The following is a 13,014-nucleotide window of genomic DNA, read 5'->3' on the forward strand; positions in this document are numbered from 1 at the left end:
CCTCCCGGCCGTGGCCCGGGAGGGCAGCGGAGGGGGGTGTCAGCCGTTGCGGGGGGCCGGGAAGGCCGTCGGGCGGGCGTCGTCGCGCAGTGTCGGGCTGCCCGCCGTCGGCTGTGTGGGCATGGAGCGGGCCGCGGGGACCGTGGGCAGCCCGGTGTTCACATTGATCGTGCGGGTGCCGGACGGCTCCGTCGTCCGCTCCGTCTCCGCCGCCGCCTGGGCCGCGGCGCGGCGGGCGCCGTACCGGCGGTGCACCGCCTGCTTGGTGACCCCGAGCGCGGAGCCCACCGCGTCCCACGAGAAGCCGAGCGAGCGGTCGAAGTCCACGGCGGCCGTGACCAGGGTTTCGACACTGTCCCGGAGTTCCTGGGCGAGGCGGACCGTCGGGGCGGGAGCGCGTCCGTAGACGACGAAGCCCGTGGACGGGCCGGAGCGGCGCGGGCGGTAGACGTTGCCCAACTGGGCGGTGAGCGTGCGCAGCGCGTCCACCTGCCGGCGGACCCTCTCGATGTCCCGCACCAGCAAGTGCAGGCTGGCCCGGGCCTGGGCGTCGTGGGTTGCGTGGTCGGCCATGAACAAGCCTCTCGAACCGGCGTTGAAAGGAATTGGGCCGCGAAAGCGGCCCGATGTGGTCAACTCTTCCTTGACCAACGCGCTTACGCTCCGCTGGTCACGGGGTGGGGGCGTACGGGCATATGCGTACGCCGCCCACCCGCTCGCGCGCCGCCCATGGTCATAGACTGGTGCGCTGCCCGCCGACCCCCGCCCGAGAGGCCCGATCCCGCCCATGAAGCTCGTCTTCGCCGGTACCCCCGAGGTCGCCGTTCCCGCTCTGGACGCCCTGCTCGCCTCCGGGCGGCACGAGGTGGCCGCTGTCGTCACGCGGCCCGACGCGCCGGCCGGGCGCGGACGCAGGCTGGTCGCGTCACCCGTGGCCGAGCGGGCGGAGGAGGCCGGGATCGAGGTGCTCAAGCCGCTGAAGCCCCGGGACCCGGAGTTCCTGGAGCGGCTGCGGGAGATCGCCCCGGACTGCTGCCCGGTCGTCGCGTACGGCGCCCTGCTGCCGAAGGCCGCGCTGGACATCCCCGCCCACGGCTGGGTCAACCTGCACTTCTCGCTGCTGCCCGCCTGGCGCGGCGCCGCGCCGGTCCAGCACGCCATCATGGCGGGCGACGAGATCACCGGGGCGTCCACCTTCCTCATCGAGGAGGGGCTGGACTCCGGGCCCGTCTACGGCACCGTGACCGAGGAGATCCGCCCCACCGACACCAGCGGCGACCTGCTCACCCGGCTCGCCTTCGCGGGCGCCGGGCTGCTCGCGGCCACCATGGACGGCATCGAGGACGGCACGCTGAAGGCCGTACCGCAGCCCGCCGAGGGCATCACCGTGGCGCCGAAGATCACCGTCGAGGACGCCCAGGTGGACTGGGCGGCGCCCGCACTGCGCGTCGACCGGGTCGTGCGCGGCTGCACGCCCGCGCCCGGCGCCTGGACCACCTTCCGCGGTGAGCGGCTCAAGCTCGTCCAGGTCACGCCCGTGCCCGAGCGCACGGACCTCGCTCCGGGCCGGCTGGCCGTGGGCAAGAACAGCGTGCACGTGGGCACGGGGTCGTACGCCGTCGAACTGCTCTGGGTGCAGGCCCAGGGCAAGAAGCCGATGCGCGCGGCCGACTGGGCCCGCGGGGTACGCATCGCGGACGGCGAGACGCTGGGCGGCTGACGCCCCGGGCGGGGTAAGTAGCCGTGAGGGCGGCGGGCGCCCTGGCCGGGCTGAGAACGGGCGAGCGACGGCTGACGCTCCGGCGGCGGTCGGGCGTGCACGTCCGGCAGTGGTCGGGCGTGCACCCCGGCAATGGTCGGACCTGCACCTCCCACAGTGGTCGGACGTGCACGCGCCGTGTGTCGACCGGGCGGCGGCACAGTGCAGCCCGGGCGGCGGGCCCCCGGGTGCGGCGACGTACGCTGGAGGCGCATCCCCTCTTCACACCCGGAGCACCTTTTTCGTGAGCGAGCAGTCCCGGCGGCCCCGCAAGCCCGCCAAGCCCTACCGCCGTCCCCAGAAGGACCCCGTCCGCATCCTGGCCTTCGAGGCGCTGCGCGCGGTGGACGAGCGGGACGCGTACGCCAACCTCGTGCTGCCCCCGCTGCTGCGCAAGGCCCGCGAGCAGGGCGACTTCGACGCCCGGGACGCCGCCCTCGCCACCGAGCTGGTGTACGGCACGCTGCGCCGGCAGGGCACGTACGACGCCGTCATCGCCGCCTGTGTCGACCGGCCGCTGCGCGAGGTCGACCCCCCGGTCCTCGACGTGCTGAGCCTGGGCGCGCACCAGTTGCTCGGCACGCGCATCCCCACGCACGCGGCCGTGTCCGCCTCGGTCGAGCTGGCCCGGGTCGTACTCGGCGACGGACGGGCCAAGTTCGTCAACGCCGTGCTGCGCAAGGTGGCCCAGGACGATCTGGACGGCTGGATCGCGAAGGTGGCGCCGCCCTACGACGAGGATCCCGAGGACCACCTCGCCGTCGTGCACTCGCACCCCCGCTGGGTCGTCTCCGCGCTCTGGGACTCCCTCGGCGGCGGCCGGGCCGGCATCGAGCGGTTGCTGGCGGCGGACAACGAGCGGCCCGAGGTGACGCTCGTCGCCCGGCCGGGCCGGGCCACCACCGAGGAGCTGCTCCACGAGGACGCCGCCGTGCCCGGGCGCTGGTCGCCGTACGCCGTCCGGCTCGCCGAGGGCGGCGAGCCGGGCGCGGTCGAGGCCGTGCGCGAGGGGCGCGCCGGCGTCCAGGACGAGGGCAGCCAGCTGGTCGCCCTCGCGCTGGCGAACGCCCCGCTCGACGGCCCTGACGAGAAGTGGCTCGACGGCTGCGCGGGACCGGGCGGCAAGGCGGCGCTGCTGGCCGCGCTCGCCGCCGAGCGCGGGGCCGCCCTGCTCGCCTCGGAGAAGCAGCCGCACCGGGCCGGACTGGTGGCCCGGGCCCTGCACGGCAACCCGGGGCCGTACCAGGTCATCGCCGCCGACGGCACCCGCCCGCCGTGGCGGCCCGGCAGCTTCGACCGGGTGCTGGTGGACGTCCCCTGCACCGGCCTCGGCGCCCTGCGCCGCCGCCCCGAGGCCCGCTGGCGACGCCGCCCCGAGGACCTGGACAACTTCGCCCCGCTCCAGCGTGGCCTGCTGCGCACCGCCCTCGACTCCGTCCGTGTCGGCGGCGTCGTCGGCTACGCCACCTGCTCCCCGCACCTGGCGGAGACCCGCGCGGTCGTCGCCGACGTGCTCAAGCAGCGCCCGGACACCGAACTGATCGACGCCCGCCCGCTCCTCCCCGGCGTGCCCGACCTCGGAGAGGGCCCCGACATCCAGCTGTGGCCCCACATCCACGGCACGGACGCGATGTACCTGTCCCTGATCCGCAGAACCGCCTGACGCCGGGCAGGACAGCGCGACCCGAAGGGGGGCGGGGAACTGCGCGACCAGCGCCCACCGGGCCGGCAGCCGAACCACAACCCGAGGACCGCCGCTACAGCCCAGCGCAGCGACATGGCAGGCTTGGGTCATGGCCGTGCAGATCAACCCCAGCATCCTGTCCGCCGACTTCGCCCGCCTCGCGGACGAGGCCGAGGCGGTCCGGGGCGCCGACTTCCTCCATGTCGACGTCATGGACAACCACTTCGTCCCGAACCTCACGCTCGGCGTGCCGGTCGTGGAGTCCCTGGCCCGTGCGACGGACACCCCGCTGGACTGCCACCTGATGATCGAGGACCCCGACCGGTGGGCGCCTCAGTACGTCGAGGCGGGGGCGTCGTCGGTCACCTTCCACGTGGAGGCCGCCGCCGCACCGGTGCGGCTCGCCCGGGAGATCCGCGCCAAGGGTGCCCGCGCCTCCATGGCGCTCAAGCCGGCGACGCCCATCGAGCCGTTCGAGGACCTGCTGCCGGAACTCGACATGCTGCTCATCATGACGGTGGAGCCCGGCTTCGGCGGACAGGCGTTCCTCGACATCATGCTGCCGAAGATCCGCCGCACCCGTGAGCTGATCAAGAAGCACGGTCTGGAACTGTGGTTGCAGGTCGACGGCGGGGTCTCGGCCTCGACGATCGAGCGGTGCGCGGACGCGGGGGCGGACGTGTTCGTCGCCGGCTCGGCCGTCTACGGTGCGAAGGACCCGGCGGAGGCCGTACGCGCGCTGCGCGCCCAGGCGGAGGCGGCCACCGGCAAGGCGTCCTGGGCATGCGACCACTGAGCCACGGCCAAGTGAACGGTTAAGTGAACGGCGCCCATCAGGGCAGATCAGTCGCCCCGAATCTGCAAGGATGAACGGCGAATCCAGAGTGTGAACAGCAGTGAGGAGATCGCCGTGTCGGGTATGTCGGCGGGCCGGTCAGCCATGCGGATGGGACCCGCTGAGCTGGTGCAGGCGGCGGCCATGGCCCGCCGCTTCTACCTCGAAGGCAAGTCCAAGATCCAGATCGCGGAGGAGTTCGGCGTCAGCCGCTTCAAAGTGGCCCGGGTACTGGAGACTGCCCTCGAAAGGGACCTCGTACGCATCGAGATCCGCGTGCCGGCCGAACTGGACGCCGAGCGCTCCGACGCGCTCCGCGCCCGCTACGGCCTGAGGCACGCCGTCGTGGTCGAGTCCCCGGCCGAGGCCGAGGAGACTCCCGACCCCGAGAACCTCGGAGAGGTCGCCGCCGACCTGCTCGGCGAACTCGTCAACGAGGGGGACGTGCTCGGGCTGGCCTGGGGCCGGTCCACCATCCACATGGCGGCGGCGCTCGACCGGCTGCCGCCGTGCACGGTGGTGCAGCTGACGGGCGTGTACGACGCCGGGACCGCCGAGCGCGGCTCGGTGGAGGCCGTCCGCCGGGCCGCCCAGGTGTCCGGCGGCGACGCGCACCCCATCTACGCGCCGATGCTGTTGCCGGACGCGGCCACCGCGGCGGCGCTGCGTCACCAGACCGGGATCGCCCGGGCCTTCGAGTACTTCGACAAGGTCACGGTCGCCTGTGTCTCCATCGGCTCCTGGGAGCCGGGCATCTCGACCGTGCACGACATGCTCAGCGACGAGGAGCGCGCGCACTACGCCTCGCTCGGGGTCGCCGCCGAGATGTCGGCACACCTCTTCGACGCCGAGGGGCGCCGGGTCGGACGGGACCTGGGGGAGCGGTGCATCACGGTCAAGGCCGACCAGTTGCGCCGTGTCCCTGAGGTCGTGGCCATCGCGGGCGGGCAGCGCAAGGCCGCCGCGATCGACGCGGTGCTGCGCTCCGGGCTGGTCACCAGCCTGGTGACGGACACCTCGGCCGCCGACTACCTGATGACGGCGGGCCCGACCCCGAAGCCGGCGCTGAGCCGTCAGGACCCCGACGGGATCTGACCGGGTCCGACCGGGTCCGACCGGGTCCGGGAGCGGGCCGTGGCGGGACGGCCGTGGCAGCATCGTCCGCATGCTGCCACGGTTCGTCCCCCGTGCTCTCGCCGGGCTGCTGGTCTGTCTCGCCGTTCTCCTGGCGGGGTGCGCCGGCGCCTCCGGCCCCGCCTCCCGGGCGTCCCCGGCCTGGGCGCGCGGCATGGCCACCGTCCAGGAGTCCCGCCTCCCGGCCGAGGCCCGACAGACACTCGCCCTCATCGACAGGGGCGGCCCCTTCCCCTACGCCAAAGACGGGACCGTCTTCGGGAACTTCGAGGGACGCCTGCCGCGGCACCGGCGCGGCTACTACCACGAGTACACCGTGCCGACCCCCGGCTCCCAGGACCGCGGGGCCCGGCGCATCGTCACCGGGCAGGGCGGGGAGTTCTACTACACCGATGATCACTACGAGCCGTTCCGGGCGGTACTGAGATGAGCGAAGACCTGACCGGCCGCTTCGTGGTCGCGCTCGACCTCGACGGCGTCACGGACAAGGCCGGCCTGATGGACCGTGCCGCCCGGGCCCTGTCGCTGCCCGACTGGTTCGGCCGGAACTGGGACGCGCTGGCCGACTCCCTGTCCGACCCGTCCGTGTGGCCGCAGGAGGCCCAGGGCAGAGGGCTCCTGGTCGTCGTACGGGGCTGGGAGGGCTACGCGAAGGAGCGGCCCCAGGAGTGGGAGACCGCCCAGGCGGTGTTCACGCAGGCCATGAGCGTGGCGCCGGCGCTCACCGTCGCCCTCGCCCTTGGAGGAACCTCCTAGCTGATCGGCGAGGACCCTGGATGATCCGTCAGGGCAGGACAGCGGCCCCGACATGGGACAATGAAGTACGTGCTCTTTCCCCCTGGCACACCTGTCAGGGGGTCGCCTCTGATCGACTGGGATGTGCAGCACGTGCGTTTCCTCAATGACATCCAGCCCGCGTACGACCTGACGTACGACGACGTGTTCATGGTGCCGAGCCGTTCCGCGGTCGGCTCGCGTCAGGGCGTGGACCTCGCCTCGCCGGACGGCACGGGCACCACCATCCCGCTCGTCGTCGCCAACATGACCGCCATCGCCGGCCGCCGCATGGCCGAGACGGTGGCCCGCCGGGGCGGCCTGGTGGTCATCCCGCAGGACATCCCGATCGACGTCGTCACCGACGTGATCTCCTGGGTCAAGAGCCGCCACCTGGTGCTCGACACCCCGATCGTGCTGGCCCCGCACCAGACCGTCGCCGACGCCCTGGCGCTGCTGCCCAAGCGGGCGCACAACGCCGGCGTGGTCGTGGACGAGAACCACCGGCCCGTCGGTGTCGTCACCGACGCCGACCTGTCCGGTGTCGACCGCTTCACCCAGCTCGAAGTGGTCATGTCCAAGGACCTGCTCCTGCTGGACGCCGACATCGACCCGCGCGAGGCCTTCAACACCCTCGACCAGCACAACCGCCGCTACGCACCGGCCGTCGACAAGGACGGCAGGCTCGCCGGCATCCTCACCCGCAAGGGCGCGCTGCGCGCCACGCTGTACACGCCGGCCGTGGACGCGAACGGCAGGCTGCGGATCGCCGCCGCCGTCGGCATCAACGGCGACGTCGCGGGCAAGGCCAAGCAGCTGCTCGACGCGGGCGTGGACACGCTCGTCATCGACACCGCGCACGGCCACCAGGAGTCGATGATCAACGCCATCAGGGTGGTGCGCGCGCTCGACCCGCGGGTGCCGATCGCCGCGGGCAACATCGTCTCCGCCGAGGGCGTCAAGGACCTGGTCGACGCCGGCGCGGACATCGTCAAGGTCGGTGTCGGGCCGGGCGCCATGTGCACCACCCGCATGATGACCGGCGTGGGCCGCCCCCAGTTCTCCGCCGTCCTGGAGTGCGCGGCCGAGGCGAGGAAGTACGGCAAGCACGTGTGGGCCGACGGCGGTGTCCGCCACCCGCGCGACGTCGCCATGGCGCTCGCCGCCGGCGCGTCCAACGTGATGGTCGGCTCCTGGTTCGCGGGCACCTACGAGTCGCCCGGTGACCTCCAGCACGACGCCGACGGCCGCGCCTACAAGGAGTCGTTCGGCATGGCCTCCGCGCGGGCGGTGGCCAACCGCACCTCGGAGGAGTCGGCGTACGACCGCGCCCGCAAGGCGCTGTTCGAGGAGGGCATCTCCACCTCCCGGATGTTCCTCGACCCGGCCCGCCCGGGCGTCGAGGACCTGATCGACTCGATCATCGCGGGCGTGCGCTCCTCCTGCACCTACGCCGGTGCCGGCTCCCTGGAGGAGTTCGCCGAGAAGGCCATCGTCGGCATCCAGAGCGCGGCCGGCTACGCCGAGGGCAAGCCGCTGCACGCCAGCTGGAGCTGACCCACGCTCCGCCCCGACGGCCCCCGCCGATCCCCCGCCCGGGAACGACGGGGGCCGTCGGCGTGCCCGGCGCCGGGCGGCAAGCCGTCTCGCGCCGGGCGGGAAACGAGGCCCCTGGGACGACTGTGCAACGGTCGACAGGTGGCGCGCAACGATTTGTCACCACGCCCCGATGAACGCAAGGATCATGCGGGTATACGCAAGGTTGCTGCATTACGCCCGTGAAGGCCCGCCTCATAGGGTGCTGCGCTAGTACGTGGCGTGGCGGGGACCCCGCTCGGCGGGTTCCTGCCTCGCAGGCCCCGCCGGTTCCCGCCCACGAGGGCCGGCGTTCCCGCCGGCCCGCCCCGCAACCACCGGCAGCGATAAGGAGCCAGCGCGTGCTCGATCAAGGCGCACCCCCGCACCACCAGACTTCGGCCGCCCCCGCGTCCCCGGGCGTCGCCGCGCGCCTCATGCGTCGCAAGCCCGTGGAACGCCTGGTCGCGGAGGGCGGCCACGGTGAGGGTGGGCAGCTCCGGCGCTCCCTCGGGCTGTGGCAGCTGACCATGATCAGCATCGGTGCCACCCTCGGCACCGGCATCTTCGTCGTCCTCGGTGACGCCGTCCCCAAGGCCGGTCCCGCGGTCACCCTCGCCTTCGTCATCGCCGGTCTCACGGCGCTGTTCTCCGCCCTGTCGTACGCCGAACTGGCCGGCAGCATCCCGGTCGCCGGCTCCTCCTACTCGTATGCGTACGCAACGCTGGGCGAACTGGTCGCCTGGGTCTGCGGCTGGTGTCTCGTGCTGGAGTACGGCGTCTCGGTGGCCGCGGTCGCCGTCGGCTGGGGCGAGTACCTGAACGAACTGCTGGACGGCACCATCGGCGTCACCATCCCGGCCACCCTGTCCTCGGCGCCGGGCGAGGGCGGCATCGTCAACCTGCCGGCCCTGATCGTCGTGCTGCTGGCGATGGTGTTCCTGCTCGGTGGCGCGCGGGAGTCCGCCCGCGCCAACACCATCATGGTCTGTGTGAAGATCGCCGCGCTGGTGCTGTTCTGCGCGATCGGCGTCATGGGCTTCAAGTCCGGCAACTACGCCGACTTCATGCCGCTCGGCATGACCGGGGTCAGCGCCGCCGGTGCCACGCTGTTCTTCTCCTACATCGGCTTCGACGCCGCCTCCACCGCGGGTGAGGAGGCGAAGGACCCCAAGCGGGACCTGCCGCGGGCGATCATGCTGTCGCTGATCATCGTGACCGCGCTGTACGTGCTCGTCGCGGCCGTCGCCGTCGGCGCCTGGAACTGGAAGAAGTTCGACGGTTCCGAGGCCGCCCTCGCCGGGATCATGAACGACGTCAGCGGTCAGACCTTCTGGGGCACGCTGCTCGCGCTCGGCGCGGTCATCTCCATCGCGAGCGTGGTGCTCACGGTGCTCTACGGCCAGACCCGCATCCTCTTCGCGATGGCCCGCGACGGCCTGGTGCCGAAGGCGCTCGGCAGGATCCACCCGAAGACCGGCGCGCCCCGGCTCAACACGGTGATCGTGTCCCTCTTCTGCGGTGCGCTCGCCGCCCTCATCCCGCTCGGCAAGCTCGTCGACGCCACCAGCATCGGCACGCTGTTCGCCTTCGGGCTGGTCAACATCGCGGTGATCGTGCTGCGGGTCAAGCGACCGGAGCTGGAGCGCACGTTCCGGGTGCCGTTCGGCCCGGTCCTGCCGGTGCTGGGCTTCCTGTTCTGCGCGTACAACATGTTCAGCCTCGACACCATCACCTGGGTGGTCTTCGGATTCTGGATGGCCGCCGGGCTCGTGTTCTACTTCCTCTACGGCTACCGCCGTTCCCGTCTCGCGGCCGATGACGCTCCCGCGCTGACGGCAGAGAAGTGACCGGACCTGAGAAGTGAACGACCCCCTGTGCTGAACGATCTCGACGAACGCATCGTGCACGCCCTCGCCGAGGACGCCCGCCGCTCCTACGCGGACATCGGGCAGATGGTCGGCCTGTCCGCGCCCGCGGTGAAGCGGCGCGTGGACCGGCTGCGGGCCACCGGAGCCATCACCGGATTCACCGTGCGGGTGGATCCGGCGGCGCTCGGCTGGGAGACCGAGGGGTTCATCGAGATCTACTGCCGGCGGAACACCTCGCCGGAGACGATCCAGCGGGGGCTGGAGCGGTACCAGGAGGTCGTGGCCGCGTCCACCGTCACCGGGGACGCGGACGCCGTCGCGCAGGTCTTCGCGTCCGACATGCGTCACTTCGAGCGGGTGCTGGAGCGGATCGCCGGGGAGCCGTTCGTGGAGCGGACCAAGTCGGTGCTGGTCCTGTCGCCGCTGCTGAGGCGGTTCTCCTCCGGGGCGCCGGGGTAGGTGCGGACCACGGCTCGGGGCGCCCTGTCGTCACCGGGCGCGGGACAGCGCCCCGAAGGGGCGGGGGAACCGCGCGAGCACCCCGGACCACCCGCACCCGGCCGACGACAAGGCGCCCCCAGCCCTTTCCGGGCTCCTCCCGTCACCCTCACCGGCCCGCGCGACCCGTCATCTCACCGGCCCGCGCAACGAATCGCCGCACAGCCCCTCCTCGGCGCAACAAACCGCGCACGGGCGCGCAACGGCTCCTTCTTGTCCGGCCGAGCGCGCCGAACGTACCTTCTTCCTGACCCCCCAAACCCCCCGTTCCGGTGAGGATCACGCATGCGCACCGCCCTGCTCCAGAGCTCCGGCCGTCCCGGCTCGGTCACCGAGAACCTCAAGGTCCTCGACGAGGCCGCGGGCCGGGCCGCCGCCGCGGGCGCCGGGTTGCTGGCCGCGCCGGAGATGTTCCTCACCGGGTACGCGATCGGCGACGACATCGCCCGCCTCGCCGAGCCCGCCGACGGCGACTCCGCCGACGCGATCGCCGAGATCGCCACCCGGCACGGCCTCGCCCTCGCCTACGGCTACCCCGAGCGCGACGGGGACGCCGTCTTCAACTCCGCCCAGCTGATCTCCGCCGACGGCACCCGGCTCGCGAACTACCGCAAGACCCACCTCTTCGGCTGCTTCGAGCGCGACCACTTCACGCCGGGCGGGCAGCAGGTCGTCCAGGCCGAGCTGAACGGCCTCACCGTGGGCCTGCTGATCTGCTACGACGTCGAGTTCCCGGAGAACGTCCGCGCCCACGCCCTGGCCGGCACCGACCTCCTGGTCGTGCCGACCGCGCAGATGCACCCCTTCCAGTTCGTCGCCGAGTCGATGATCCCGGTGCGCGCCTTCGAGAACCAGATGTACGTCGCCTACGTCAACCGGGTCGGCCAGGAGGGCGAGTTCGAGTTCGTCGGCCTCTCCGTCCTCGCCGGTCCCGACGGTGTCGCCCGCGCCCGCGCCGGCCGTGCCGAGCAGCTGGTGCTCGCCGACGCGGACCCCGCCTTCCTGGCCGCCTCCCGCGAGCACAACCCGTACCTGAAGGACCGCCGCCCCGGTCTGTACGGGTCCCTCGTCTGACACCCGAGCCTTCCCCGAACCACCCCCGTGCAAGGAGTCCGTACCCCATGACGTCCACGGTGCCCAACGCCGTCGAGCACACCGACGAGCAGCAGCCGCCGATCACCATGTTCGGCCCGGACTTCCCCTACGCCTACGACGACTTCCTCGCCCACCCGGCGGGCCTCGGCCAGATACCGGCGACCGAGCACGGCACCGAGGTCGCGATCATCGGTGGCGGCCTGTCCGGCATCGTGGCCGCGTACGAGCTGATGAAGATGGGCCTCAAGCCCGTCGTCTACGAGGCCGACCAGATCGGCGGCCGGCTGCGCACGGTCGGTTTCGAGGGCTGCGACGAGTCGCTGACCGCCGAGATGGGCGCGATGCGCTTCCCGCCGTCCTCCACCGCGCTCCAGCACTACATCGACCTGGTCGGCCTGGAGACCAGGCCCTTCCCGAACCCCCTGGCCGAGGCGACCCCGTCCACCGTGGTCGATCTCAAGGGCGAGTCGCACTACGCCGAGACGATCGACGACCTGCCCCACGTGTACCGGGACGTCGCCGACGCCTGGAACAAGTGCCTGGAGGAGGGCGCCGACTTCTCCGACATGAACCGCGCGATGCGCGAGCGGGACGTCCCGCGCATCCGCGAGATCTGGGCCAAGCTGGTCGAGAAGCTGGACAACCAGACCTTCTACGGCTTCCTCTGCGACTCCGAGGCGTTCAAGTCCTTCCGGCACCGTGAGATCTTCGGTCAGGTCGGCTTCGGCACCGGCGGCTGGGACACCGATTTCCCGAACTCCATCCTGGAGATCCTCCGCGTCGTCTACACCGAGGCCGACGACCACCACCGCGGCATCGTCGGCGGCTCCCAGCAGCTCCCGCTGCGCCTGTGGGAGCGCGAGCCGGAGAAGATCGTCCACTGGCCGTACGGCACCTCGCTCGCCAAGCTGCACGAGGGCGGCAAGCCGCTGCCGGCCGTGACCCGGCTGCACCGCACCGCCGGCAACCGGATCACCGTCACCGACGCGAACGGCGACATCCGCACCTACAAGGCGGCGATCTTCACCGCCCAGTCCTGGATGCTGCTGTCCAAGATCGCCTGCGACGACTCGCTGTTCCCGATCGACCACTGGACCGCGATCGAGCGCACCCACTACATGGAGTCCAGCAAGCTCTTCGTGCCCGTGGACCGGCCGTTCTGGCTGGACAAGGACGAGGAGACGGGCCGGGACGTCATGTCGATGACGCTCACCGACCGGATGACCCGCGGCACCTACCTGCTGGACGACGGCCCGGACAAGCCCGCCGTCATCTGCCTGTCCTACACCTGGTGCGACGACAGCCTGAAGTGGCTGCCGCTGTCCGCGAACGAGCGGATGGAGGTCATGCTGAAGTCGCTCGGCGAGATCTACCCGAAGGTCGACATCAGGAAGCACATCATCGGCAACCCGGTGACCGTCTCCTGGGAGAACGAGCCCTATTTCATGGGCGCGTTCAAGGCCAACCTGCCCGGCCACTACCGCTACCAGCGGCGCCTGTTCACGCACTTCATGCAGGACCGGCTGCCCGAGGACAAGCGCGGCATCTTCCTCGCCGGCGACGACATCTCCTGGACGGCCGGCTGGGCCGAGGGTGCCGTGCAGACCGCGCTGAACGCGGTCTGGGGCGTCATGCACCACTTCGGCGGCGAGACCGACGCGGCGAACCCGGGCCCGGGTGACGTCTACGACGAGATCGCGCCGGTGGAGCTCCCCGAGGACTGACCCGGGAGACGGACCGAGGCGCGGGCGGCCGGCCACCGACTCCGGCCGCCCGCGCCTTCTTCAAC

The 13,014-nt window shown here is 72.1% G+C and carries 12 protein-coding genes; 11 read left to right on the forward strand and 1 reads right to left on the reverse strand.

The genetic code is table 11. The features are described from left to right. Positions 1-39 precede the first annotated feature (39 nt). A complete protein-coding gene (locus tag C3492_RS33895) occupies positions 40-573 on the reverse strand; it encodes a hypothetical protein (protein ID WP_103816473.1) in 534 nt (177 codons plus the stop codon). 214 nt (positions 574-787) lie between these two features. Here C3492_RS33895 and fmt point away from each other — a divergent pair, with 214 nt between their 5' ends. The 11 genes from fmt to C3492_RS33950 all read left to right on the forward strand — a co-directional run bounded on the left by fmt (position 788) and on the right by C3492_RS33950 (position 12,949). Continuing rightward, positions 788-1,720: a methionyl-tRNA formyltransferase gene (gene fmt / locus C3492_RS33900; protein WP_030644756.1), complete on the forward strand. Its 933-nt coding sequence runs from the start codon at positions 788-790 to the stop codon at positions 1,718-1,720. A 283-nt stretch (positions 1,721-2,003) separates the two neighbouring features. Beyond that, the gene (locus tag C3492_RS33905) at positions 2,004-3,422 is read left to right on the forward strand and encodes an RsmB/NOP family class I SAM-dependent RNA methyltransferase (RefSeq protein WP_103816474.1); all 1,419 of its coding nucleotides are present in this window, start codon (positions 2,004-2,006) and stop codon (positions 3,420-3,422) included. 130 nt (positions 3,423-3,552) lie between these two features. After that, positions 3,553-4,239 (forward strand): ribulose-phosphate 3-epimerase, encoded by a 687-nt coding sequence (gene rpe, locus C3492_RS33910; RefSeq protein ID WP_103816475.1) that lies wholly within the window; start codon positions 3,553-3,555, stop codon positions 4,237-4,239. A gap of 90 nt (positions 4,240-4,329) precedes the next feature. After that, complete coding sequence (locus C3492_RS33915; RefSeq protein WP_103816476.1) at positions 4,330-5,373, forward strand: sugar-binding transcriptional regulator; 1,044 nt, start codon at positions 4,330-4,332, stop codon at positions 5,371-5,373. Positions 5,374-5,443: 70 nt separating this feature from the next. Next, positions 5,444-5,842, forward strand: coding sequence for a ribonuclease domain-containing protein (locus tag C3492_RS33920; RefSeq protein WP_103816477.1), 399 nt, complete (start codon positions 5,444-5,446; stop codon positions 5,840-5,842). Beyond that, on the forward strand, positions 5,839-6,168 hold the full coding sequence (locus C3492_RS33925; RefSeq protein ID WP_103816478.1) for a barstar family protein: 330 nt from the start codon (positions 5,839-5,841) through the stop codon (positions 6,166-6,168). The genes C3492_RS33920 and C3492_RS33925 overlap by 4 nt, the downstream gene beginning before the upstream one ends. Positions 6,169-6,300: 132 nt before the next feature. Then, complete coding sequence (locus C3492_RS33930; protein ID WP_181140691.1) at positions 6,301-7,743, forward strand: GuaB1 family IMP dehydrogenase-related protein; 1,443 nt, start codon at positions 6,301-6,303, stop codon at positions 7,741-7,743. A gap of 380 nt (positions 7,744-8,123) precedes the next feature. Next, on the forward strand, positions 8,124-9,611 hold the full coding sequence (locus C3492_RS33935; protein WP_103816480.1) for an amino acid permease: 1,488 nt from the start codon (positions 8,124-8,126) through the stop codon (positions 9,609-9,611). Positions 9,612-9,638: 27 nt separating this feature from the next. Further along, complete coding sequence (locus C3492_RS33940; protein WP_014671501.1) at positions 9,639-10,091, forward strand: Lrp/AsnC family transcriptional regulator; 453 nt, start codon at positions 9,639-9,641, stop codon at positions 10,089-10,091. Between the two features lie 324 nt (positions 10,092-10,415). Then, on the forward strand, positions 10,416-11,204 hold the full coding sequence (locus C3492_RS33945) for a carbon-nitrogen hydrolase family protein (RefSeq protein WP_103816481.1): 789 nt from the start codon (positions 10,416-10,418) through the stop codon (positions 11,202-11,204). 47 nt (positions 11,205-11,251) lie between these two features. Then, complete coding sequence (locus tag C3492_RS33950) at positions 11,252-12,949, forward strand: NAD(P)/FAD-dependent oxidoreductase (protein ID WP_103816482.1); 1,698 nt, start codon at positions 11,252-11,254, stop codon at positions 12,947-12,949. The last annotated feature ends 65 nt before the right edge of the window (positions 12,950-13,014 follow it).

It is taken from the genome of Streptomyces sp. Ru62 (genome assembly GCF_002920615.1).
Taxonomy (GTDB): domain Bacteria; phylum Actinomycetota; class Actinomycetes; order Streptomycetales; family Streptomycetaceae; genus Streptomyces.

What these genes read in the sequence shown, in the direction of transcription:
- C3492_RS33925 (WP_103816478.1), top strand. Translation starts at nt 5,839, where the DNA reads ATGAGCGAAGACCTGACCGGCCGCTTCGTGGTCGCGCTCGACCTCGAC.
- fmt (WP_030644756.1), top strand. Translation starts at nt 788, where the DNA reads ATGAAGCTCGTCTTCGCCGGTACCCCCGAGGTCGCCGTTCCCGCTCTG.
- C3492_RS33945 (WP_103816481.1), top strand. Translation starts at nt 10,416, where the DNA reads ATGCGCACCGCCCTGCTCCAGAGCTCCGGCCGTCCCGGCTCGGTCACC.
- C3492_RS33950 (WP_103816482.1), top strand. Translation starts at nt 11,252, where the DNA reads ATGACGTCCACGGTGCCCAACGCCGTCGAGCACACCGACGAGCAGCAG.
- rpe (WP_103816475.1), top strand. Translation starts at nt 3,553, where the DNA reads ATGGCCGTGCAGATCAACCCCAGCATCCTGTCCGCCGACTTCGCCCGC.
- C3492_RS33895 (WP_103816473.1), bottom strand. Translation starts at nt 573, where the DNA reads ATGGCCGACCACGCAACCCACGACGCCCAGGCCCGGGCCAGCCTGCAC.
- C3492_RS33920 (WP_103816477.1), top strand. Translation starts at nt 5,444, where the DNA reads ATGCTGCCACGGTTCGTCCCCCGTGCTCTCGCCGGGCTGCTGGTCTGT.